Consider the following 23753-nt stretch of genomic DNA (forward strand, 5'->3'; position numbering starts at 1 on the left):
AACCGTCAAGAACAGCTTAATAGCGTTCTTGACGGTTGTTTTCTAAATATTGGATAAACAAAATCTGCTATCTACTTGTATCTCGCTTCACTACCCCATAATCCGCAGCAGTGTAGTTTCCCATATACCACAGGGAAACCCCTTGAAGCCCATAGTACTTCGCCAGCCAGATTTTGGCTGAGATGCTCTGCTCATCTTCATACCAGATCACATGACTGCCACGATCATGTTTATATGTAATTTTCTCTAAGAAGTAAGGGTGGTCAAACACGGACTTGGTACCCGCTTTAGCTGCCCGTTCCTCAACAAGCTTGATGGCAGGATTCAGAAGCTCTACCGTACCATCCTTACGTGTAACCCATTGATTAGCTTGCTTGGAAATCCCGAGGATCAGTTTCTCCTTCGGAATATACTTAAGTGTAGTCTGAATCGTTTCGTTTACTAATGGAAGCGGCGCTGAAGGCAGGCTGCTCTCCAGATGTGTATAATCGTAAGCCATGACAATGACTTGATCTGCAATCGATCCAATTTGACGCAAGTCATAACCTTTGTACCACTCTGTTGGAGGTACAGTTACCGACAGGGTGAGCTCACTACCGAGCTCCTGTTTCAATGCTTTTAGAAAAGCAACAAATGCAGGCTGATCCGATGCATTGATTAAACCTTCGAAGTCGATTGAAATTCCGGTAAATCCATACGGATTATCCTTCATCGTATCCTGAGCAGATTGAATGAACGCCTTCTGTGCTGGAAGGTCCTTAAGAAATTTGCTAAGCTTTTGATCTCTGTTATCGGAGAATACACTCAGCTCTTTCTGTACCTGATATTGATCAGCAATCTGGATGGCAGATTCCCAGCCGGTTGGCACCGAGTAGTAACCTTTATTCAGCTCCAGAGCTGCATCGCCATCTGTGATATAGGATAGCTCTGACCATCCAAATTTCACATCCTTCATATATTGCATCTGCTGCGCCTGTTTGAAGGATTCAATAGCGTAGTAACCAATAGCAGATACCTCAGTTTCTCGTATTCGTTCGTTAATCACTCGTTCGATAATGACAGCGGCTTCCTTCCGGGTGAGCGATGCTTTGGGTCTGAATTTACCTGAAGAGTCACCGACTACCATACCGAACTGAGCGCTGTAATAGAGTTCTGCCTGATAGCTTGATTGAATTTGCGAAGCGTCTTTAAATTTTCGATTGTTCGCTTCTGTCTTCCAGCCTTTCTGCTTCCAGTTAACCTGCTCCTGTGCATCTAATTCTTGAAGCAGCATACGGCCGATAAGTACAGCCACTTCTTCTCTAGTAATCTCTTTAGTAGGATTGAACCGGTTGTTTTTGATCATAAAATCAATTAGCTTCTGGTCATATGCACTTTGAATATAAGGATAAGACCAATGCTTCGGGTCCTTCATATCTTGCAATTTCATCGCATTGGACGAAGTGGATTCTTGTTGAAGTGAGGCCATTAGCATTTTTACAAAAGCTTCTCTTGTGAGAACGGCATTTCCTTGAAATTTACCATTTCCCGTGCCTGATATGACATCTAGTGCAGATAACTTATAAATACTACTGGCAGCCCAATCGTTCGGAACGTCAGAATATGCCTTCAATTGCGCATTATATGCCACTGCACTGCCAGTCCCTGCAAAGAGCATAATAGCCATAGAAAGCGAGATGATTTTTTTAAACATAAGGTCCTCCCCAGTTTGTCTTTCAGATTCATGCAAACACATCCTTATTCTACCATTATGATTAGTATCTTTATAGCATATTTTTACAAGTTTTAGGAAATTTTCTTTGTGAAATAGATACCTGGTACGAACAAAAAAAGTTATTATTAGATGACCTTGGTTCATGAAGATGATGAGATTATTCCGTTGATTTGCAATCAGATCAAAGAAAACTCAGAGAATGAGAAGGACTATAATATAAGGGAAATCGGAAGCTGCTGGTGGAGGGAATTCTCTGGTATTTTCAAGAATAGTTATGGGGATTCTTTTCAATCACAAAGAACAATTGGGATCGCTTCGCTGGCCAGGACGATAGAGACATATCAATCCAAATGCAATGCGGAAGAGCTTATTCAAGTTCAGTTTGAACACTGGATCCAGCCTAAAATATATTCGGATACCATAGCTTTTCTTCAGACCCTCCAGGGAATCCCTGTATACATATTATCCAACATCGATACCAGTGATATTTTGAAAGCTGTACATTTCCACCAGATAAAGGTTACCGATATCCTCACAAGCGAAGATGTAAAGTCCTACAAACCTAGACCTGAATTGTTTCAGGAGGCACTGAAGAGAAGTCACCTGAAAGCGGATGAGGTTATTCATATTGGGGACTCATTACTTAGTGATGTCACAGGTGCTCAGAATCTGGGCATTACAGCGGTGTGGCTCAATCGTTTGAATAAAACATTGCCCGAAGGGATTTTACCGGATTATGTGTGTAAAGATCTGAATGAGGTAAGTGCACTTTTGTTAAGTGACTATGAAAAACACTAATAAATATAAATAGAACATGATGTTGTTACTAGAGGGGGGACGTAATGGACATCTCTTTATTCAAGGCAGGACGAAATGAGGCAGCTATCATCCATGAAATGCAGATCAAAGCCTTTAAGCCGCTGTTAGACACATATCAGGATCACGAAACCAGTCCTGCTAATGAATCTGTGGAACGGATCGTAGATCGATTAAATCAATTCTATACGGAATATTACATCATCAAAAATATGGACACTTCCGTTGGTGCAATACGAATTGTTAGTAAAGATAATCACACTTACAAGATCAGTCCTATATTCATACTGCCAGAATATCAGGGTAAGGGAATTGCCCAGCATGTGTTATCAATCGTAGAAGAAATATATAACGATGCAAAGGTCTGGGAGTTGGTTACCATACTGCAAGACCATAAGCTTTGTTATATTTATGAAAAGCTAGGCTATCAACAGACGGGTCAAGAAAAACCAATTAACGATAGAATGACATTAGTATTTTATAAGAAAAATTTGAGTGAATGATTTTATGATCACCAGTATTGAAAGAACTGGAAACATGAAACTAAGGAGCACCCTGCATGAATAACACAAGATTAATTCTCGTTGAAGGAATCCCCGGATCAGGGAAAACCTCAACAGCACAATACATTAAACAGATATTTGAAACAATAGGTATACCTAGTCGGTTGTATCTCGAAGGGGATCTGAATCATCCTGCCGATTATGAATCGGTCGCTTGCTTAAATGAAGAAGAGTACATAAATATGAAGAAACGATTTCCAGATCATATTGAAACAGTTGAGAAGTTCGCTAGTCCTATAAGTTCTGTTCCAGATCATCAACTAATCTACTACGGTAAGCTGCAGCAAGAAATATTATATGAGAAAGCGTCTGAATTAATTAATGAGCTGCGTAAATACGATCTTTATAACCTGTCGCTAGAGATTTACGAGAAGTTAATCCTTGATAAATGGTCCGACTTCACACGGCAAGTTGAGCATACACAAGAGACAATAATCCTAGAATGTTGTTTTATTCAAAATCCAGTTACGCTTATGTTTGGGAGGTTCAATCAACCTGAAGACAAAATAACTGCATTTATCAAGAAGATAGAGCAAATGACCCAACTCCTTAACCCTGAACTCATATATTTTTATCAGGACGATGTTAAAGAATCACTTAGCCGAGTGATTGAAGAAAGGTCAGAAGAATGGCTGCAGCATGTTATTTGGTATTTTACACAGCAAGGGTATGGAAAAGATATGGGGTATCAAGGTTTCGACGGCTTATGTAAAGTGATGGATGCAAGAAAACGATATGAACTTCGTATCATGGATCATTTAAACCTGGATAAATTGATTATTAATAATAGCGAATATGATTGGAATATAGCTTTGGTGAAAGTAAGAGGTTTTTTACAGGTATAATGATGGGATAGCTCAACACATCAACGCCTCAGCCTAAAGATAAAGTATCTATGGTTGGGGCGTTTTCAATGAGGTGAAAATAATGCAAAGTGAAGAATTTATTATCGCAGCGGCTGAGCAATTTGCTAAGCAAGAATTAGAATTTGACCCGAGTGGCCATGACTGGTGGCATGTTCATCGTGTTCGGAAGCTTGCATTGGAACTGGCCAGGCACGAAGGGGCTAATCTTTTTATTTGTGAAATAGCTGCTTTACTACATGACGTAGCAGATGAAAAACTTAATGAGTCCAAGGAGATTGGGCTGTATAAAGTAAGGAGCTGGCTAATTACGCAGCGCGTTGAGGATAGCATGATTCAAGAAATCATGACGATCATCTCTACCTTGTCCTATAACGGCGGAAAGAACCCTCCAATGGAAACGATTGAAGGCAAAGTAGTTCAAGATGCAGACCGATTAGACGCGCTTGGGGCGATAGGAATAGCTAGAACATTTCTGTATTCGGGAATAAAAGGACAGCTGCTCCATCTTCCTGAAAAGGATTTTCAAAACGTGGATTATCGATCAAATCATAAAACAGCGATTTATCATTTTTATGAAAAACTGCTGAAAATTAAAGGATTACTGAATACGAATAAAGCCAAGGAAATAGCTGAGAGCAGACATCGCTTTATAGAAGTATATTTGGAGCAGTTTTATAGGGAATGGGAGTTAGAAGACTTGTAGTATAAAGAAATTGCCTCTTCGCTCTATTTGATGGGTAAATGTAACAATTAGAGGTTTCAGAGAAACGTATGAGTCTGCGAGTTTCTTAAAAGATTGGTATAAAGGAGAAGGGGGAAAGACACACTCAGCTTCTTCGTGCGGTGAGTGCTGGTAGTTTTGTCTTGTTAGCTGTCATGTAGACCATCGCGATCAGATTCTCCACGTTTCGGTAGCCTCTTGCCCGGCGTTTAGCTGCCTGAACCAGACCATTGATTCCTTCAAGTAGTCCATTGGTAATACGGCTGTAAACCAGCGAAGGATACCGGATTGGTGTTTGTTGATAGTCTGCGCTGCTTTAATCATAGGCTCTAATCTGGAACGCTCTGCCCCCGAATAGGGTCCACTTTTTTTAAAGTGTCCACTATTTGGGGTTCAGTTCAGAGTTTACTCTCGTCTTTTTATTAAACAAGAATGATAAAGTAATTAAGCCTGCATTTTATGAAATATGCCATACTAGAGTCAATTCTTTCTAGAAATATTAATCCATAAGTAGCAGGGGAATACTGGTGAATGTCGAAATTATGATTTAATTACGAAGGATGCCAGCAAGGAACAGAAAGAGCATGTCGTGAGCCCAGGCACGAGCACAAGATTGATTGATGAGGTATGCTGGGGCTTTGGCGGCATGCTAACGTCAAGAAGATAGCAAGGAAGGTGATTCAGGTGACCCGTACCCAAAATAAAACCTATAACATCCCCGTGGAAGCGACGCTCGATCTCATCGGCGGGAAATGGAAAACTCTTATTATCTGCCACTTAACTTATGGACACAAAAGAACCCATGAGTTAAAAAAGGCGATGCCTGAAATTACGCAGAAGATGCTCATTCAGCAACTGAAAGAGCTGGAAAGCGATGGCCTCGTAACAAGAACGGTGTATAACGAGGTTCCCCCAAAAGTAATCTATGAGTTGACGGAGCTGGGGATGTCGCTAAAGCCTATACTGAGCGTGATGTGTGATTGGGGAGAGAAATACTTGCAGGATCAAGCAAATCTCATCCATCAGGACGAATAGCGAGTACACCTGTAACTCCACATATGCCGGCCAAACTTGGTAGGTTCAGACGGTAGTTTCAGGTGTGTTTTTTTGCGGATTTTGTACGGAAATGAACTTAATTGCTGCAGGGTATTCCGTATCGGGCGGTGACCGACGCAAGGAGCAGGATCACGATTAATACGGCACATAGTAGCTCGAAAGAAGCGATTGACTGCGCCAGTAACGGACCCAGGCTGGCCCCTGCGAATGCCGCACATGCGTTGATGGCAAAAGCACTTCCCCTCGATTCACCCCCTAATTGACCAATGATCACGATAATGCTTGGATTCGCGATTGCAATACCTGTAACGAATAAAATACTGAACAAGACCATTAGCGGCAATGATCCGGAAAGAGCTTCCCCAGCCAAACCAACACCTGCTGCTGCAAAGCCAATGATTAGTATGCTTTTGGAATGGAACCTTCTAACAAGCATTCCGGTTATTAAAGACACCATAATACCAGGTATGCCCGCAATGCGAATCCACATTAGCCCCTCTCCTTGTAGGTCGAATCTCTCCAATACATATGCACTCAGCCCTGAGTACATAGTAACGAAGCTGAAGAGGACGGTAGCCGAGACGGCAAACGACAAGAGCATAGAAGGTGAGTGGAGCAATCCCGCAGTTCGGCGTAGCACGAAGGGTAGTGAATGTCCAGAGGGGGGGCTTGTGCCCTTCGGCAGATAGATAGTAACGGCGACCAGAATTAGGTAACCGGTTGCTAAAAGCTCGAAAATCCCGCGCCAGCCGAGCCAATCCTCTATTGCTTGTCCGAACAGTTGACCCAATATCCCCGACATAAGAAAGCTACTGCTTATGATCGAAATCGCAAGAGGCCGGAAACGTTCGGCGATGACATCCCCAATGTAACCGAGCGTAACCGTAGGGAATGAAGCCGCAATGAGTCCTTGCACGGCGCGTAATCCGATTAACCAGTGGAGTGAGGGACTCCATGCAACGGCAATGGTGCAGACCGCCAGAGCTGCAAGCCCGATTTTCAAAACCATAATCCGACTATAACGGTCTGAAGTTATGCCAAACAAAAGACACCCGATGGCATAGGCAAATCCATAGACACTTACTGCCCATACGACTTGACCGGGAGAGGCATGAAACTCTTGGGCTAGTGCGGGGATGATCGGAATGGTCACATACATTAACGATACAACCAGAATTGCACCGAATCCGAGCACGGGGACAATGCTGAGAAAATCACGGGTATCCTTGTTTACTTTCATCATGATCACTCCATTATATGTACGTGATGTATTACCTGCTCTACGAATTGTGTCATAGCTCCCTCTGTTTGCCTAGAAGGCACTTTTTTGTGATGAAGTTACTTTTTGGTGATTATTTCACTTCTTGGTTCCAATATTACAAAAAAGTGCGTTCTTCCGTTCTCATGCATGATCGTGCATAGTATTGTTAACGCTTGGTTATGACGAGCAATGACACAATGGAGGAGATACACATGGAACAAGTTGTAAAAGTACACGTGATGCACACAGGAGATTTGAAGTATGATCAATCGCTCGCATTTAAGGAGCTGAATGTGATTCCGCCTGTTAATCAAAGAGGAGAGGCGTATCAGCAATTAGTGCCCGTCTCCAGCTATCTGATCGAGCATCCACAAGGGCGAGTCATAGTTGATGCTGGCTGGCATGAGGATATTCGAACAAACCCTAAAGAACATTTTGGCGAGGAGTTGTACCAGTTTATTGAATATCGCTCACCAGTGGGGAGCTCCGTTAGAGAGCAGCTTGAATCGAAGGGGCTGACACCTGCGGATGTGGATATGGTCGTCATGACACACCTCGATGAAGATCATATCAGCGGCCTCCAGCTACTAATCGGAGCGAAGAGATTTCTGGTGAGTGAACTCGAATGGAAGCATGTGGCGAGCTATAAGGCAAAATGGTATCAGGGAATCTCGTTTGAGCCATTTGAGCTTGAGCCGATCCCCTATGGACCGTACAAGTTGGGGAAAGATTTATTTGGAGATGGTCTCGTCTTTCTGGTGTATACACCTGGACATACCGCCGGGCACGTATCCGTTTTGGCACGTGTAGAAGGGGGCTGGCTACTGCTTGTATCCGACGTCGGATATGCAGAAAAATCATGGAAGGAGTTAGTATTGCCTGGCAATACATTTGACGAGAAGCTGGCTCTAGAGTCCCTGCAGTGGGTGCAGAAGTTTGCAGAACGGCCAGATTGTGTGGGGGCTTTTGCTAATCATGACCCGGCTGTTCTGCCAGGTATCTATTAAGTAATAAACGAAAACGTGCAGAAAGAATTATGAATGATGAAACAGGTTGAGACTAAGCTCGGGCAAATGGACTGGACAGATGAAGATTAGTAAACGTGGACGTTCCCCTCCGGCGATTTATTTTCATAATGACCATGAGTTTGACTGCGAATAATCCGGAACGGACAATAGCAAAAGCTATCACATCCCTCACAGGCGTTGCCATGTGCGTTCAACAAGAGACGGAAGACTCTTTCTATACAACAAAATGGGTGTATATGAAAAGCTTTCTGAAGTGAATCTCGGAAAGTGTGCTGGCTTCCATAGTTACTGAATTAGTTGGACCTGAAAACGTCAGTAGCGTCCCTCTGTCTAAATTTGTATCAGGCTAGCGTTACTAAACGAAGCCTCGACGGTATTAGATCTGTGGCAAAAGTCTGCGAGATGGTTGAACTCAAAAGGGATTCATCAGTGGAGACCGGAGAATTTTGATCTAAATCAAGTCAGTGAATTTATGACGAATGGATCTCATGTATATCTTGCTGAGTTAGATAACGCAATTGTAGGCACATATATTTTAACCTGGTCAGACCCATTTATTTGGAATGAGCTAGACAGTTCAGACGCAGGATATATTCACAGACTCGCCGTCACCAGGGATTATCAGGGTCAAGGAATTGGAGATATTCTATTAAGATCTGCAGAAGCGCATATTAAACAGAATGGAAAGACTAAAACAAGACTTGATTGTATGGCTGAGAACGCCAGACTTAATCAATACTATATTGATCAAGGATTCAAATACATACGAAGAATAGATGGGCAAGGCTGGAGTGCTAATTTATATGAGAAAATGTGATGAAATCCATACTTAATGATGAATAAGGAGTGTTGTCATGCAGATCCAAGGTGTTAATCACATATGTCTTTCTGTGTCAGACTTACAGCGATCCATTCGCTTTTATGAAGACGTCTTTAAAGCCAAAACATTAGTGGTGGGTAGAAAGCTTGCTTACTTCGACTTAAATGGTCTATGGATTGCACTGAATGAAGAGGAGGATATACCGAGGGAGGAAATCCAATATTCTTATACTCATTTGGCGTTTTCCGTGCTTGATAAAGATTTTGAAAGCTGGAAGAGTAACTTGGAGAAACATAAGGTGAATATTCCATCTGGCAGAGATAGGGACGAGAAAGATAAGCGTTCGATTTATTTTACAGATCCGGATGGCCATAAATTTGAACTGCATACAGGACAATTAGAAGACAGGCTGGAATATTACAGGAATCACAAACCTCACATGAGGTTTTATGAATAATAAAAGGAGTTCTTATGGGGAAGCGAATAACAGTAGCTCGTATTAAGTCCATGGGGTACTTATCTTGTTGGATATCAATTATTTTTGCAATTTTACTGATGTGGAATGAACCTTATTTTTGGGGTATGAATAAGATCAGCTTATTACACTCATTGTTCATGATTCTGCTTCCTTCGCTGCTATTTCTCTTTGGATTATATAAAAAAAAAGTTCTGATCTTGATCATTTCGTTATTATGGAGTATTCCCTATGGTGTTTATATGTTGGTGTCTTCTAGTATGTATGCGATCATTGGCCATGCATGTTTCATCTATTTAATATGCATTATTATGCTCAGGTTAAAGAATATGAGCTATTGGTGAAAAGACCCCAGAGTGAGGAGACTTGCAAGTTATGTTGGTTATCATAAGCATTATTTTAATCATGCTTCTATTTGGACAAGGAAGCATTTATGTCGTTCATAAGAAGCAGCTTGAAAATCAGGAGAAATCATTTCAAGATTAGATCTCTTATGGACAGCAGTAATCAACTCCAGAGAAACATGAAGACCATTAGATTTGAGAGTACAGTCTAGTAAGCGAATATAAATATATCGTAGGGAAGGTGGATTGCAATAATGTCTAATTCAGACAGAGAACGGAGAACCTGCAACAAAGGGCATACCTATTTCAAAAGCAGTGATTGTCCAACTTGTCCAATCTGTGAGCAGGAACGCCAACCTGGCAGTGGATTCCTCTCCAATCTCTCTGCACCGGCAAGACGAGCCTTGGAGCGTGAGGGAATAACTTCACTTCAAGAACTCTCCAAGTATAGTGAAAAAGAAATTTTGCAATTTCACGGCATGGGTCCTGCATCCCTACCCAAGCTTAGAACGGCATTGAGCGAACAAGGCCTTTCCTTCAATTTGAAAGAATAAGGTGTCTTATAATGTGAAGTAGAATGGTGGACATTGGGTGAAATACCGACAGGAAATAATGTGTGGAAGGTCATTCCTTAATGAGAAGTGAACCACACATAAAACAAGCATAACAGACATATTTCTTCAGAACAGGAGTCATATTATACGATGCAGAATCCGCAGGATATAAAAGTTGCAATGTACACCATGTGTTTAGTAAAGAATGAGGATAAAGTGCTGTTAGTGAACAGGCCTCAGAATAGGGGATTTCCAGGATGGATTGGGCCTGGCGGGAAAGTGGAATTTCCAGAGAGTTTAACTGAAGGAGCTATCAGAGAGGTCTGGGAAGAAACAGGATTACGGGTGAAGGAGCTAGTGTACAAAGGTCTCGATGAGTTCGTAGATCCGAAGCAAAATTACAGGTACATGGTGTTCAATTATCTGGCCACCTCATTCGAAGGGGAGCTGCTGGATAATCCTCCTGAAGGAGAACTGGAATGGATTCCGATCACAGAGGCCATGCATTATCCGATGCAGGATTGGTTTAAGCGAAGATTCCCTTTATTTTTTGAGGAAGGAACTTTTGAGATCTATGAAATCTATGATCAGGAAAGCCAAGTAACTATTAAAGAATCAGTAAAACGAATATAAGCAGCTTGTTAATTCTCGAAAAATGCGGGTAATGGTGGAGGCTGGTCAATCGGTATGAGCATACAAACTCTGATTTGGTTATTTATTGTTGCCTTTATGCTGCATGACCTTGAAGAAATTATATGGGTTGAGACATGGCTTAAGAAACACAAAGATGATGTTATACATAAGGTACCTAATCGAATGAAGAAATCACTCGAAAAGATGTTTGATATTACAAGCGGCCAATTTGCATTTGCTGTTTTGCTTGAGTTCATTGTTTTTATTCCGTTTACTTATCTTGCCGCAGAGCATGAAGTGTATTTTTACTTTTTATCCTTTAACACATTGTTCTTCCTACATGTATTTGCACATTTAGGCCAATCCCTGTACTTGAAGAGGTACACGCCGGGCGTAGTGACCGCAGTGCTCTGTGTTCTTCCATATACGCTGTATATGTATAACCGAATGCTGAGCGAAGAGTTAGTAAGCTGGAGTGAAGTTCTTCTCAGTATTCCTGCCGGCTTGTTGATGATCCCAATCGTGCTGCTTGGCCATGAGCTTGGAAAGAAATTGGTGAGGTAAAGTCGCATCTTCATTCTATCAGGAGGATCATGATGAATATTGACATACTATTCTCAGAACCACCCGTATTTGAGACCGAGCGATTAATACGAATCGAGACAAGCATTTCGCTGGGGAATTATATATAAGCCGGATCAAAAATTGATAGGTAGAACCGGATTGATTAGCTGGGATGTAAAGCATAGCCATGCGGAGATCGGTTTTGCCATAGCGAGTAAGTATTGGAGCAAGGGCATCATTACTGAAGCAACGAGAGAAGTGATCCGGTACGGGTTCGAAAAGATGGGGCTCCATCGAATCGAAGGAAGATGCAATTACAATAATGCTGGGTCTGCACGAGCGATGCAGAAGCTTGGAATGAAGCTGGAAGGGGTCTTACGTGGGCAGCTGAAGATCAAGGGAGTGTTTACGGATCAAAAAATGTACTCGATTTTAAAAAGTGATTATGACGATCATCTCAGAGATCAGAGAATCTAGAAGGCATTCTTCGTTTAAAAATTATTTATAGATCTTTATAGTGTGTAAACTATAAAAACTGATCAGGAAGGCTGGAGATAGCAAAATGATTATCGATCTTACTCATACGATACAAGATAGGCTGCCTGTATTTCCGGGGGATGAAGAGACCACATTACAACACTCCAAAGTTTTTCAGAACGATCATTATAGTAATCATCAACTGAATATTAACATGCATGCGGGTACACATATTGACGGCCCAATGCATCTTACGGATTCAAACACATATTTAAATGAAATTCCCTTGGAGACATTTATCGGTGAAGGATGCCTGCTGGATGTATCTAATCAGACTGAGATTATGTATAAAAGTGAGTACGAGGATTTAATCAAGCCAAATCAAATTGTAATTCTACATACGGGTCACAGCAAGCATTTCGGAGAACCGTTGTATTTTACGGATTATCCGGTCATAACTATGGACTTTGCGGAGCTGTTAGTCCGAAAGCAGGTTAAAATGATTGGTTTGGATACACCTTCACCTGATCGCTATCCTTATGAAATTCATAAGTTTCTGTTCAATAATAACATTCTTATCATTGAAAACCTGACAAATGTGGAGCAGCTGTTAAATAAGAAATCTTTTGAAATTATAGCACTGCCTCTTAGCATCAAAGCGGATTCTTCCGTTGCCCGAGTGATTGCCCGTTTGGAGGGTTGATTCAGGAGGAGAGACAAGGTTTCTAAGGATAAAAGGTCATTGACGAGGAGGAGACCAAGTGATGAATCAACAGTTTGAAGACTGTGCGATGTTGTGATTGATGAAATGTACCGTGGAAAAGGTATAGGCAAAAGGCTGGTAGAAAGCGTCATACAGCATGATGATCTGAAAAACTTATCCGGATTTCTGGGTACAGCAGATGCTCACCAGTTATATGAACAGTATGGATTTATGCGAAAAGCGGAACGATTTATGGTAAGAAGGCCGCAAGTAGTATAGACGTATTTATCTCCTGCTTTACGGCAGCAATCTTACAAAGGGGCTGATTAACATAACAATCTACATCGCGTTATTACGAGGCATTAATGTTGGTGGCAAGAACATGATCAAGATGGCGGAATTAAAGAAGGTGTTTGAAGGCTTGGGGTTAAATAGCGTCCAGACCTACATTCAGAGCGGGAACGTCCTGTTTAGATCAGATGAGAAGATAGGGGATTTGCGAACCCTAATTGAAAGCGGAATTGAAGAGGGCTTCGGATTTAAAGTCGATGTCATATTAAGAACTGCAGCAGAACTGAGAGAAATTGTCGCGGGCAATCCCTTTTCCCAAGAGGAAATCGATGCAGTGGAGGCTTTATCGGATAAAGAATGCATGTATGTGGGAATGCTTCAGGATAAACCTGCTCTTGAAGGGATAGAGCGGTTAAGTGCGTATCAGAATGATCATGACAAGTATGTTATCAAAGGAGCAGAGATATATCTGCTATTTGATCAGAGTGTACGAAATTCTAAGCTGGCGAATAGTTTACATAAACTTGGGGTTCCCGTAACCGTACGTAACTGGAAGACGATGAATAAGCTTGTTGCTTTAGTACAAGAGATGGAGAATCAAAAATAACGTTCCCAATCAAAAAGTGGCGATGCAGATTTTTGTCTGCACCGCCATTTCCTTGTGAAATCAATTAAACTTCGTTCCAGATCCGCTTCACATTATCAAAAGCAATCTTTGTACCTTTTGTGCATTCTTCCATGCCTTCATACTCGATGGACATGCAACCGTCATAACCGGACGCTTTCACGATCCGCAAAATTTCATACATGTCGAGGTCGCCTTGTCCTGCGATGGCTCCGCGAAGGAAGTTACCGCCTGAGCTGGTGAACCAGCCTTCACCTGGATTACGGTAAGACGGACGAACATAGAAATCTTTGATATGAACCATAGAAGCGTATTTCAGATTGTTCTTCACAGCAGAAACCGGATTCTCATCCACACATAAGAAATTACCGATATCCAGTGTAGTCTTGTAATTTGGACGGTCTACTGCATGAATCAAGGCTTGAACACGGTCGCTTGCTTGAACATAGTAGCCATGGTTTTCAACGCTGGTTGTAATATCGTATTGTTTGGCATGGTCGGCAATTCGGCGGCAAGCGAGTGCAATCTTCTCCAGATCCGCATTAAAGTTAGCGATGGAAGTGTCCGGTCTCGAAGCGACATCATGACGCATGAGCTTGGCGCCCAGACGATAAGCGCGATCTACTTCGCTGATTACACGGGAGATTTCCGCTTCATATTGTTCTTCGGTTTCCGTGATGAAATTCGCTCCGATAGCATAGTTGGAAATATCGATGCCTACAGATTTGGCCTTGTCTACGATTTTCTGTTCCAACTCAGGGTTACTATTGAAGTTAAAGCCAAGATTCGGCACGATTTCAATATGCTGCCCGCCAATTTCAGCTACCCATTCAATCACGTCTTCTATGGTCATTCTGCCTGCATGCATGGCTTGGAATAAACTATAAGAACTGACTCCTAATTTCATGTTGATTAGCCTCCTTCAGATGTTCATTCATTTAGCCGCGGTAAGATTTAATGAATTCAACGGCTTTACGGATATCATTCTCCGGATTGCTTCCTACTTCTCTTTCAATTGTTAAGTATCCGTTATATCCGATTTCCTGAAGTGCTGCAAAATAGGCAGGGAAATCAACTTTACCTTCTCCGAGCGGTACTTCTTCAAATGCAGCACCGGAAGATGCCATTTCAGCTATTTTCTCATGGTCCATCGCACCGTATCCGAGATATCCGTATACGTCTCTTGGGTCAACAGGGCGGAGGCGCTTGCCATCCTTAACATGAGTATGAACCAGATAATCCTTAAGCAGCTTGACGCCTTCCACCGGATCATCTCCTGTAACCATAACCATGTTCGCCGGGTCGAAGTTGACCGAAACGCCGTTCGTGCTCAGCGTATCAAGGAAGCTCTTCAAATGTGCTGCCGGTTCTGGACCTGTCTCGATTGCAAAATAAGCATTCATGCTCTTGGCGTAAACGCCAAGTTCTTCACAAGCACGCTGCATTGAATCATAGATTCGGCCATTCTTGTCGTCAGGTACAATACCGATATGAGTCGTTACAACATTACTGCCCAGCTCTACAGCCAGATCAAGGATTCGCTTGGACTTTTCAACTTTTTCAGGGTTGGCTTCACCATCCTGAAATCCGTGGCCAGCCAAATCACCACAAAGTGCGGAGATTTCAAGCCCGAGTCCATCAATATAACTGCGAAGCTCTTTGCGTTTGGCTTGTGAAAGTGCAGCAGGGTCCATCTCACCGGATACGGCATAAATTTGAACGCCGTCTGCTCCAACTTCCTTCGCTTTCTTAAGGCCCTCCATGACACCGACCCCAAAGCTGTCTACAATGACACCGATTTTATTGTTCAATTTCATAGCGGCATAAGCCTCCTTTTCAGTTGATTTAGAAGCGGATTTCGGTTCCTTCTGCGGCGGACTGATACACTGCGTTCAGAATCTTGATCATTTCAACACCGTCTTCAACAGGGCTGTTCGTTTCGTGTTTTCCGAGATTGCTGTCGATAAAGTGGTTGATTTCATTATTGAATGCGCCTTGGAAATCAAAGCCTGGTGTTGTCAGCTGTGGATCGATATTGATAATGGTGTTATGACGCTCGGTAGAGATGGAGAGTACCGGCTCAATTTCAGCGCCGCCCTTATCACCATAAATGTTAATCATTCCTGAGTCCTTCTTGGCATGTAGAGTGAAGCTTACATCGACCATAAGGGACGCACCATTCTCAAAGCGGATAAGTACGTTGGCCATATCTTCAACTGTATTAACATTAGCAGCTGCATCATAATCTGCGGCTTTATAGAAGTCGTAGTTTTCGATGTGTGAACGGTTGCCGAGCTTGTTGTATGTATTGCCGCTAACCGATTTTACTTTTGGCTTGCCCATCAGGTACCAGCAGAGGTCAATCACATGGACACCGATGTCAATCAACGGTCCGCCGCCGGAGCGTTCTTTGTCTGAGAACCATCCGCCTGGATTGCCGAGACGACGAATGAGACTTGCTTTGGCAAAATAAATTTCACCAAGGTCGCCGGCATCAATGAATTTTTTCAACACGGCAATGTTTGAAGCGTGGCGGCGTACATAGCCAACCTGCAGGAACTTGCCTGTTTCACGTACAGCTTTTTCAACCTCAAGTGCTTCGTCCACCGTTTTGCAGAGCGGCTTCTCACACAATACGTTTTTTCCTGCGCGAAGAGCTGCAATGCTGATCTCGGCGTGTGTGTTGTTCCAGGTGCAGACGCTGACTGCCTGAACTTCAGGATTTGCCAGCAGTTCATTGTAATCTGTATATACGTTAGCTGCGTTGTATTTCTCTGCCTTTGCACGGGCTCTGTCTTCTTTCAAATCACAGACAGCAATAATTTCTACATCAGGATTACTGTGATAAGCATGAAAATGGGATTCGGAGATCGAGCCGCAGCCGATCACACCAACTTTAATTTTGCTCATGGTTACGCTTACACCCTCTCGTTATCTACGCCTCATTTTACTGTTTCTGACAGGATATACAAAACGCAGATATGTTATATTTATTCAAGCAAATATAATTTACCATAGTTGTTTTAAAGGGAGAATGTGCTGTATGACAAAATACATGGACTATATGATCAGTTCTCATCCGATTAGGGTCTTTAATCCCAGAATGGATTCCAGCAAACAGAAGATCAAATCCTTAGCCGTCATTAATGCCGGCCATTTGCCAGGGCGAACCATGCAGCGGGCTAGTGCAGAATTTCATGATTGGGCGTTTGTTATGATCACAGGCGGAAGCGGATATTATCAGGTGAACGGCGGCGAGATACAGAGAGTAGAGGCCGGGAGCTGGTTCTGTCTTTTTCCGGGTGCTTCTTTCAACTATGGTCCTTATAAAGAAGGGTACTGGGACGAATATTATTTTACCGTGGATGGATACCGGGTTCAGGAGTGGCTCGCACACTGGCTCTTATATCCTGAACTTGTCAAAAGTGCAGCATTTGACGATTCTCTCATTCATCGGATGGAAATGATGTTTATGCTTATTGACAGCGGTGTGCCGAGTAATATGGACCGGGCTGCTTTAATGTTAGAGTCATTTCTTTATGACCTGGTGTCTCAATCTGATCGTATCGAGATGAACAATCAGGGAAGTCTGGTTCTGAAGGTCATCGACGATCTCTCCCAGTCACTTGATAAACAGGTTGATCCGTACGACATGGCTTTACGGCATCATATTTCAGTATCAACCCTCCGGAGAATTGTTCATGACTATACGGGATATCCGCTGAATGAATTTTTACATCGGCTTAAGGTAGCGGAAGCGAAAAATATTTTGCTCAATACAGAGATGACGGTAAAAGAGGTAGGCGAAGCGCTCGGATATAAAGATTCCTTCTATTTCTCCCGTGTTTTTAAAAGAATTACAGGCATCTCCCCCAAGACATATCGTGATCGTGTTGGCCAATAAAGAAATTTTATTTCTTGATTATTATGGGTGATCATCTAATATAGTAAGGGTTGCCAATTTTGCTTGTATTGATTAAGTTACAGGTATAGTCAGATAGACGGAGGAATCGAGATGAATATTTTTCTTCAGGGATTAACAGAGGGCTTGGCCCGGGGAACAGCTGAGCTCGCCGATATACTGGGTATTCAGCTTCAACAAGGCGGTGTCACTGTAGAGGTTACCCAAGGTGAAGGGCCGCTTATGATTTCCCGGAGCGGAGATCACGGAAGCATTCGGTACCAGGACCAAATTCACTTTTATCGTGCACTGGGATTGTTTGTGGAGCATGCCAAGGAATCTGATACTTTTGAAATTTCGGAGCTGCCGAGATTTGATTTTAACGGTACAATGCTGGATGCCTCCCGCAATGGTGTAATGAAAGTCGAAACCATCAAGCAATTTATCCGGTATATGGCTGTGATGGGTATGAACGGACTGATGATGTATACAGAGGACACCTATGAGGTTGAGGAGCTTCCTTACTTCGGATACATGCGGGGGCGCTACACCCAGGATGAGCTTCGCGAGTGTGATGATTATGCAGATATGTTCGGGATTGAGATGATAGCCTGCATCCAGACACTGGGTCATCTTCATCATGCCTTGAAATGGAACTATGCCGGGGATATGAAGGACCATAATGATATTTTACTGGCAGGAGAGCCGAAGACGTACGAATTCATTGAGCAGATGATTCGTGCAGCCGCAGAGACCTTCCGTTCAAAACGTATCCATATTGGAATGGACGAAGCTTTCCAGGTGGGGCTCGGCAGCTATTTAAGAAAGCATGGATTCCGTGACCGCTTCGAAATCATGAACGAGCACGTGTCCAAGGTGCTTGATATTACGAAAAAGTATAAGCTGCGGCCTATGATCTGGAGTGATATGTATTTCAACCTGCTCTCTAACGATTATCAGGGGCATTTGTATAACGTAAATGCTAACTTCTCGGACGAGAATATGGACAAGATTCCGGACGGCGTGGAGTTTGTGTACTGGGATTACGGCCGGGGCGATGAACAAGGCTATGAAAAAATATACGATATGCATCTGAAATTCGGCTCGAAGCCGATTTTTGCAGGCGGAATCCATATGTGGAACTCGATTGCACCGAATTACGGCAAAACGTGGAAGACGAGCCAGCCTGCTCTACGGGCTGCGAAGAACAAAGGGCTGCGGGAAGTTCTTGCCACGGCATGGGGAGATAACGGAAATGAAACGAATCATCTCGTAATATTGGCCGGTCTGCAATTGTTCGCAGAGCATGGTTATAGAGATGATGTAGATGATGCCCATCTGGCAAAGCGTCTCAAAGCGTGTACAGGACTCGACCTGTTTGAACCTCTGGTTTCGCTAAAATATATGGATGAAATTCCGGGTGTAGACGAAGGCAACCACTGGATGGCCAATCCATCCAAGTTCCTGCTGTGGCAGGATCTGCTGCTCGGGTTATTCGATGCTCATATTAAGCCGGATACCGAGGCAATGCTGCCGGGTTATTATGCGGATATGGAGCAAAAGTGGCATCAGGTGAAAGAGAAGCTGCCTGCTCCTTTCAATTCGCTGTTTGAAACCTATGAGAAGCTGGCCGGTGTGTTGTCTGTAAAAGGAACGCTTGGGGTCAGAATCAAGCGCAGCTATGACACAGGCATGGTTGAGGATCTGAAGTCGATTGCTGTGAACGAGTTACCTGAATTGATTCGCCGCGTTGAGGCGTTAAGAATCGTACATCGTCAAGCCTGGATGCAGACGTACAAAGCGTTCGGCTGGGAAGTGCTTGATATTCGTTATGGCGGCCTGAAAGCACGGATTCAATCAGCAGGCGACCGATTGATGGACTATGTGAATGGACATGTAAATACTCTTGAAGAGCTTGAAGAAGCACGGCTGATCTATGACCAGACCGGAATACCGACAGCTCCGCTGAACGTTAATGCATCCTATCAAAGTACGGTGACGGCGAACGCTTTGACATAAGGATAAACCAAGCGTACCTTAAAAAGGCAAAGTCCCGCTTTGCATTGGAATGATTAAGAAGATTACCCGGCAGGAGGGGTAATCTTCTTTTTTTTGCTGTGTAGACAAAGAACTGAATATTATTCCTGATAAACAGTCCGGTAAACAGCAGGTGTTAACGCTTCGAATTTTTTAAAGGTTTTTATAAAATAGCCAGCATCACAGAATCCTAATTCATCACCGATTTGATTGACGGATAGATCCGTTGTTTCAAGAAGCTGTTTGGCCCATTCAATTTTGAGCCGTGATGCAAAGACAGAGAAGTTTTCACCGGTTTCTTTCACAAATATCCTGCTGAAATAGCTTGGGCTGATATGACACAGCTTGGCCATTTCACTTAAAGTCGTATTTTTGCTCTTATGCTGATAAATATAGTCAAAGGCCGGCTGGAGCAGATGATTGGAAGAACGAAACTCGTTGGATGTGAATTTTCGGATTTTATTTTCTATCAGCGTACTGGAAAGCTCATGCTGTATCGCTTGAATGTTCCGATAGTTACGATCGGAAGGGCTGATGGAGTCCGGAGTTGGGGAGTGGATATCCATAGACAGGGCTTTTTTATATATTTCGATGGTAGTACTCTTGTTTATGGCTTCCTCAACCATGTAGTTACACAGGTGAAATAACATATCGGCGATGGTTGTTACTTCTTCATAGGACAAGGTCGGCAGGGCAAGGTAGTCCTGCTTCAGTGATTTAAACTTTTTGTTGGTTTCGGAATTGGACGGACGGGTCACGATTTGTTCAAGCTGCTGGGGCTGATCGGAGTCGCGCAGCTTGATTTGTCCCGCCATGATGGCACCGATATACTGGTTGTCGACAATGATTGGAATAGCAATATCAACAATATTAAAGTGGCACATATAAATATACGGTTTATTCAGCCGTACAGCCTCCAGCCCGCCCCGGGCATCACACTTTTGGCAGTATGGGGATAGTGACGGGTCTTTACGAACAGACTGGCAGAAGGATTGACAGTAACTATGCTTGGTCACAGGAACCCCTTTATAGTCGACGGTGATAATCGCCATTTTCGTTACTAACGCAAGAGAGTCCTGCAGCTTATGCCACTTCTCCAAATCTATAATTTTATCTAAATGAAATATCGAATTCATTGACGATACCTCCATCATTTCTGTGTTTGGCAATCTGTTGCATAGCATTTTTTTACTCTAATTATACTATTATTATCAGGCTGGAAGACAAGATTATTCTATTTTTGGTTCAAATGACAAAGAAACACCATCTGAAAGCGCTTAAAATCAGGGGTATTGTCCAATGTTTCCACTTCTGTATCAGATTAGAATATTTATATAGAATGCATAAGGAGGAATTGATCCATGAGAAAAGCGTTTATCAGCCCAACGAAATATGTTCAGGGTGAGAATGAGCTGTTGAATTTAGGTTATTTTGTTAAGATATTCGGTGATTCCGCTCTGCTTATTGCTCATCCGGACGATGTAAAACGTGTCAAACACAAACTCGATTCTACTATAGATAAATTCAACATCAAATTGATTGAGAGCAACTTCCAAGGGGAGTGCTCGCGTGAGGAAGTTAATAGATTGCAGGCTTTGGCGAAAGAACATTCCTGCTCCTGTACGATTGGCTTGGGCGGAGGAAAGGCCATTGATGCCGCGAAATGCGTAGCAGAAGGGGAAGCGTTAATTATTGTACCAACGATTGCTGCCACTGACGCGCCGACCAGTCATTCCGCTGTTCTGTATACGCCGGATGGACAGTTTGATGACTATGCTTATTTTAAACAGAGTCCAAGCGTGGTTATGATTGACACAACGGTAATTGCCAACGCACCGACCCGATTCCTGGTGGCGGGTATGGGTGATGCGCTGTCCACATATTTTGAAGCCAGAGCGACCTCAAGATCCTATTCTAACGTCAATGCGGGACTGCCCTGCGGCGTTCGTGAAGGCGTGTGCGGTGAAGCAAAGGGAACCAATACAGCACTGGCTTTGGCTAAGTTTTGTTATGAAACCTTGATGAAGGATGGCATCCAGGCTAAAATCGCATGTGATTCCAATATGGTTACGCCTGCGCTTGAGAATATTATAGAGACTAACATCCTCCTGTCCGGGCTTGGCTTTGAAAGCGGCGGTTTGGCGGCAGCTCACGCGATTCATAATGGACTGACCACACTGGAAGGCGCACACCATTTCTATCACGGCGAAAAAGTTGCCTTTACAACCATCTGCCAATTGGTGCTTGAAAATGCGGATAAGGAAGAGCTGGATGAAGTGCTGGCGTTCTGTTCTGCTGTAGGCCTCCCGATATGCCTGCCTGATCTTGGAGTGGATACAGTAACCTATGAAGAACTGCTGGCTGTAGCGAAAAAAGCCTGTATTCCAGAAGAATCGATCCATTCGATGCCATTCCCCATTACGGAGGAAGCCGTAGCTTCAGCGATCATGGTAGCTGATCAAATCGGCCGGAAATATAAACAAAGCCAGGGAGAATTGTATGAAAAAAATTATTAATAAACCGGAAACGCTAGTGAGAGAAATGTGCAATGGCTTAGTCTTGGCGCATCCCGATCTGGAGTTTAATTCTAAATATAAGATCATTAAGAAAAAAGAAATCAACCAAGATAAAGTAACGCTGATCAGCGGCGGAGGCAGCGGACACGAACCGGCGCATGCCGGATTTGTCGGAAAAGGGATGCTGGATGCTGCCGTCTGCGGTGATGTGTTTGCTTCGCCTTCACAAATTCAGGTGTACCAAGGGATCCGCTCCTCGGCATCGGATAAAGGCACACTGTTAATTATCAAAAATTACAGCGGCGATATTATGAATTTCAAGAATGCAGCACACCTGGCTGGTGAAGATGGCATTCAGGTCGATTATGTTAAAGTGGATGACGATATTGCTGTGGAAGACAGTCTCTATACCGTTGGCAGAAGAGGCGTTGCAGGCACTGTTCTGGTACACAAAATAGCAGGAGCTGCGGCTGAGGCAGGCTTGTCCCTGGATGAAGTAAAGGCAGCCGCTCAAAAAGCGATAGATCATACGAAAAGCATTGGCTTCGCGTTTACTTCTTGTACTGTTCCTGCCAAGGGAACCCCGACATTTAGTCTGGGCGACAATGAGATGGAATATGGTGTCGGCATTCACGGTGAGCCTGGTATCCGGAGAGAAGCTATCGTGTCAGCCGATGAGTTGGCAAACAGAATGGTGAAAGCACTGTTGGAGAATTTGAAGCTGGACCACAATTCGGAGAAGGAAGTTGCGGTCTTGGTCAATGGCTTTGGCGCTACGCCGATGCAGGAGCTGTATCTGTTGAACAACTCCGTTATGCGTGAATTATCAGCCAGGAATTTTTCGGTGTTTAAGGTGTTTGTAGGCAATTTCATGACGAGCATCGATATGGCAGGTGCGTCGGTTTCCATCATGAAGCTTGACGATCAGCTGAAGCAGCTATTAAGTGAAGAGTGTTATACGCCGGCACTGGTTGTCCGTGAGCCTTTTGAACCGGTCAACTACACCGAGGTGGTGTCGGAGCAAGCCGAGGATCAGCCTGTATCTTTCGCCTGTGAGACGAATGAAGAATTTGCAAAAGTGGAGAATGATAAATTTTCTTTGAATAATCTCATCTATCTGATCGACAAGATGAGTGAAATCATTATCGAGAACGAAATTCCATTCTGCGAGCTGGACGCGCACGCGGGAGACGGTGACTTCGGCATGAGTGTGGCCAAGGGATTCAAGCAATTAAAAACAGAATGGAAAGACATTGTAAGCAGCCAAACAGCAGACATTGGAAGCTTTCTAGATGCCTGCTCCCTAATCATTATGGAGCACTGCGGAGGAGCCTCCGGTCCAATCTGGGGATCGGCATTCCGTGCGGCCAGCAAATATGCCGGGGATCAACAGGAATTGTCGGTACACGAGTTTGCCGGCATGATGTCTTCCGTGGTGAAAGGGATACAAGAGACGGGCGAAAGATCTTTTGGACGAGGTGCGGTTGTAGGGGACAAAACTCTAATCGATGCTCTTGCTCCTTATGCGGAGTCTTGGGAAAACAGTGCGCTTCATGGAGATGATATGAAAGCTGCATCTGCGAAAGCGGCGAGTGCGGCTGTACAAGGAGCGAAGCAAACGGAGGCGATTGTTGCCCGTATGGGAAGAGCGGGTACCGTTGGTGAGCGAAGCATTGGTTATCCCGATGCGGGTGCGTATGCGTTAGGGGTTATTTTTACCCAGTTAGATCAAGCATTGCGTTAACCGGGTTGTGTATTTGTAACCTTAACGGCTCGTCCTTGATGTAG

General features: G+C 43.5%; 24 protein-coding genes and 3 pseudogenes. 20 read left to right on the top strand and 7 right to left on the bottom strand.

What is annotated here, in order from left to right:
• Positions 1-67: 67 nt before the first annotated feature.
• Positions 68-1693: a glycosyl hydrolase family 18 protein gene (locus BN1234_RS14255; RefSeq protein WP_054957329.1), complete on the bottom strand. Its 1626-nt coding sequence runs from the start codon at positions 1691-1693 to the stop codon at positions 68-70.
• A gap of 150 nt (positions 1694-1843) precedes the next feature.
• Here BN1234_RS14255 and BN1234_RS14260 point away from each other — a divergent pair, with 150 nt between their 5' ends.
• The 4 genes from BN1234_RS14260 (at position 1844) to BN1234_RS14275 (ending at position 4662) form a co-directional block, all read left to right on the top strand.
• Positions 1844-2512 carry an HAD family hydrolase gene (locus tag BN1234_RS14260; RefSeq protein WP_054957330.1) on the top strand — a complete coding sequence of 223 codons (669 nt, stop codon included), beginning with the start codon at positions 1844-1846 and terminating at the stop codon, positions 2510-2512.
• 44 nt (positions 2513-2556) lie between these two features.
• On the top strand, positions 2557-3033 hold the full coding sequence (locus BN1234_RS14265) for a GNAT family N-acetyltransferase (RefSeq protein WP_054957331.1): 477 nt from the start codon (positions 2557-2559) through the stop codon (positions 3031-3033).
• Between the two features lie 56 nt (positions 3034-3089).
• Complete coding sequence (locus BN1234_RS14270) at positions 3090-3938, top strand: P-loop NTPase family protein (RefSeq protein WP_054957332.1); 849 nt, start codon at positions 3090-3092, stop codon at positions 3936-3938.
• Positions 3939-4020: 82 nt separating this feature from the next.
• Positions 4021-4662, top strand: a complete 642-nt coding sequence (locus BN1234_RS14275) for an HD domain-containing protein (RefSeq protein ID WP_054957333.1) — start codon at positions 4021-4023, stop codon at positions 4660-4662.
• Positions 4663-4786: 124 nt separating this feature from the next.
• Here BN1234_RS14275 and BN1234_RS21965 read toward each other — a convergent pair.
• A pseudogene (locus BN1234_RS21965) lies at positions 4787-5028 on the bottom strand (transposase); the annotation flags it as partial.
• Positions 5029-5364: 336 nt separating this feature from the next.
• On the opposite strand from BN1234_RS21965, the gene BN1234_RS14280 reads away from it, so the two are divergent.
• A complete protein-coding gene (locus BN1234_RS14280) occupies positions 5365-5715 on the top strand; it encodes a winged helix-turn-helix transcriptional regulator (protein WP_054957366.1) in 351 nt (116 codons plus the stop codon).
• A 97-nt stretch (positions 5716-5812) separates the two neighbouring features.
• Here the strand turns inward: BN1234_RS14280 and BN1234_RS14285 are convergent, their stop codons facing one another.
• Positions 5813-6979, bottom strand: a complete 1167-nt coding sequence (locus tag BN1234_RS14285; protein ID WP_082423213.1) for an MFS transporter — start codon at positions 6977-6979, stop codon at positions 5813-5815.
• A gap of 230 nt (positions 6980-7209) precedes the next feature.
• Here BN1234_RS14285 and BN1234_RS14290 point away from each other — a divergent pair, with 230 nt between their 5' ends.
• The 11 genes and pseudogenes from BN1234_RS14290 (at position 7210) to BN1234_RS14340 (ending at position 13493) form a co-directional block, all read left to right on the top strand.
• Entirely contained in the window at positions 7210-8004 is a 795-nt protein-coding gene (locus BN1234_RS14290) for an N-acyl homoserine lactonase family protein (protein ID WP_054957335.1), read from the top strand.
• Between the two features lie 40 nt (positions 8005-8044).
• A pseudogene (locus tag BN1234_RS23180) lies at positions 8045-8165 on the top strand (transposase); the annotation flags it as partial.
• 266 nt (positions 8166-8431) lie between these two features.
• Entirely contained in the window at positions 8432-8842 is a 411-nt protein-coding gene (locus BN1234_RS14295; RefSeq protein ID WP_245640184.1) for a GNAT family N-acetyltransferase, read from the top strand.
• Between the two features lie 37 nt (positions 8843-8879).
• On the top strand, positions 8880-9302 hold the full coding sequence (gene fosB / locus BN1234_RS14300; RefSeq protein WP_054957337.1) for a metallothiol transferase FosB: 423 nt from the start codon (positions 8880-8882) through the stop codon (positions 9300-9302).
• Between the two features lie 616 nt (positions 9303-9918).
• Entirely contained in the window at positions 9919-10218 is a 300-nt protein-coding gene (locus BN1234_RS14310; protein ID WP_054957339.1) for an RNA polymerase alpha subunit C-terminal domain-containing protein, read from the top strand.
• A 150-nt stretch (positions 10219-10368) separates the two neighbouring features.
• Complete coding sequence (locus BN1234_RS14315) at positions 10369-10851, top strand: 8-oxo-dGTP diphosphatase (protein WP_054957340.1); 483 nt, start codon at positions 10369-10371, stop codon at positions 10849-10851.
• 54 nt (positions 10852-10905) lie between these two features.
• Positions 10906-11415, top strand: coding sequence for an HXXEE domain-containing protein (locus BN1234_RS14320; protein ID WP_054957341.1), 510 nt, complete (start codon positions 10906-10908; stop codon positions 11413-11415).
• Between the two features lie 105 nt (positions 11416-11520).
• Positions 11521-11892, top strand: a pseudogene (locus BN1234_RS14325) (GNAT family N-acetyltransferase); the annotation flags it as partial.
• Between the two features lie 85 nt (positions 11893-11977).
• A complete protein-coding gene (locus tag BN1234_RS14330; RefSeq protein WP_054957343.1) occupies positions 11978-12595 on the top strand; it encodes a cyclase family protein in 618 nt (205 codons plus the stop codon).
• 81 nt (positions 12596-12676) lie between these two features.
• Complete coding sequence (locus BN1234_RS14335; protein ID WP_306455063.1) at positions 12677-12874, top strand: GNAT family N-acetyltransferase; 198 nt, start codon at positions 12677-12679, stop codon at positions 12872-12874.
• A gap of 64 nt (positions 12875-12938) precedes the next feature.
• Positions 12939-13493 (top strand): DUF1697 domain-containing protein, encoded by a 555-nt coding sequence (locus BN1234_RS14340; RefSeq protein WP_306455064.1) that lies wholly within the window; start codon positions 12939-12941, stop codon positions 13491-13493.
• Positions 13494-13557: 64 nt separating this feature from the next.
• On the opposite strand, the gene BN1234_RS14345 is transcribed toward BN1234_RS14340, so the two are convergent.
• From BN1234_RS14345 to BN1234_RS14355, 3 genes are read right to left on the bottom strand one after another with little or no spacing between them, the layout of a single operon-like run.
• Positions 13558-14418: a sugar phosphate isomerase/epimerase family protein gene (locus tag BN1234_RS14345; RefSeq protein ID WP_054957346.1), complete on the bottom strand. Its 861-nt coding sequence runs from the start codon at positions 14416-14418 to the stop codon at positions 13558-13560.
• Between the two features lie 31 nt (positions 14419-14449).
• On the bottom strand, positions 14450-15328 hold the full coding sequence (locus tag BN1234_RS14350; RefSeq protein ID WP_054957347.1) for a sugar phosphate isomerase/epimerase family protein: 879 nt from the start codon (positions 15326-15328) through the stop codon (positions 14450-14452).
• A 28-nt stretch (positions 15329-15356) separates the two neighbouring features.
• Positions 15357-16421: a Gfo/Idh/MocA family protein gene (locus BN1234_RS14355; protein WP_054957348.1), complete on the bottom strand. Its 1065-nt coding sequence runs from the start codon at positions 16419-16421 to the stop codon at positions 15357-15359.
• Between the two features lie 133 nt (positions 16422-16554).
• Between BN1234_RS14355 and BN1234_RS14360 the strand changes: the two genes are divergently transcribed.
• Positions 16555-17415, top strand: a complete 861-nt coding sequence (locus BN1234_RS14360; protein ID WP_054957349.1) for a helix-turn-helix transcriptional regulator — start codon at positions 16555-16557, stop codon at positions 17413-17415.
• Positions 17416-17526: 111 nt separating this feature from the next.
• Positions 17527-19431, top strand: a complete 1905-nt coding sequence (locus tag BN1234_RS14365) for a beta-N-acetylhexosaminidase (RefSeq protein WP_054957350.1) — start codon at positions 17527-17529, stop codon at positions 19429-19431.
• 119 nt (positions 19432-19550) lie between these two features.
• Here the strand turns inward: BN1234_RS14365 and BN1234_RS14370 are convergent, their stop codons facing one another.
• Entirely contained in the window at positions 19551-20585 is a 1035-nt protein-coding gene (locus BN1234_RS14370) for a PocR ligand-binding domain-containing protein (RefSeq protein WP_054957351.1), read from the bottom strand.
• Between the two features lie 225 nt (positions 20586-20810).
• On the opposite strand from BN1234_RS14370, the gene BN1234_RS14375 reads away from it, so the two are divergent.
• Positions 20811-21965, top strand: a complete 1155-nt coding sequence (locus BN1234_RS14375; protein WP_054957352.1) for a glycerol dehydrogenase — start codon at positions 20811-20813, stop codon at positions 21963-21965.
• Positions 21949-23709: a dihydroxyacetone kinase subunit DhaK gene (gene dhaK, locus BN1234_RS21970; RefSeq protein WP_082423216.1), complete on the top strand. Its 1761-nt coding sequence runs from the start codon at positions 21949-21951 to the stop codon at positions 23707-23709. Before BN1234_RS14375 ends, dhaK begins: the two co-directional genes overlap by 17 nt.
• Positions 23710-23753 lie beyond the last annotated feature (44 nt).

The organism is Paenibacillus dakarensis, assembly GCF_001373415.1.
Taxonomy (GTDB): Bacteria; Bacillota; Bacilli; order Paenibacillales; family Paenibacillaceae; genus Paenibacillus_AQ; species Paenibacillus_AQ dakarensis.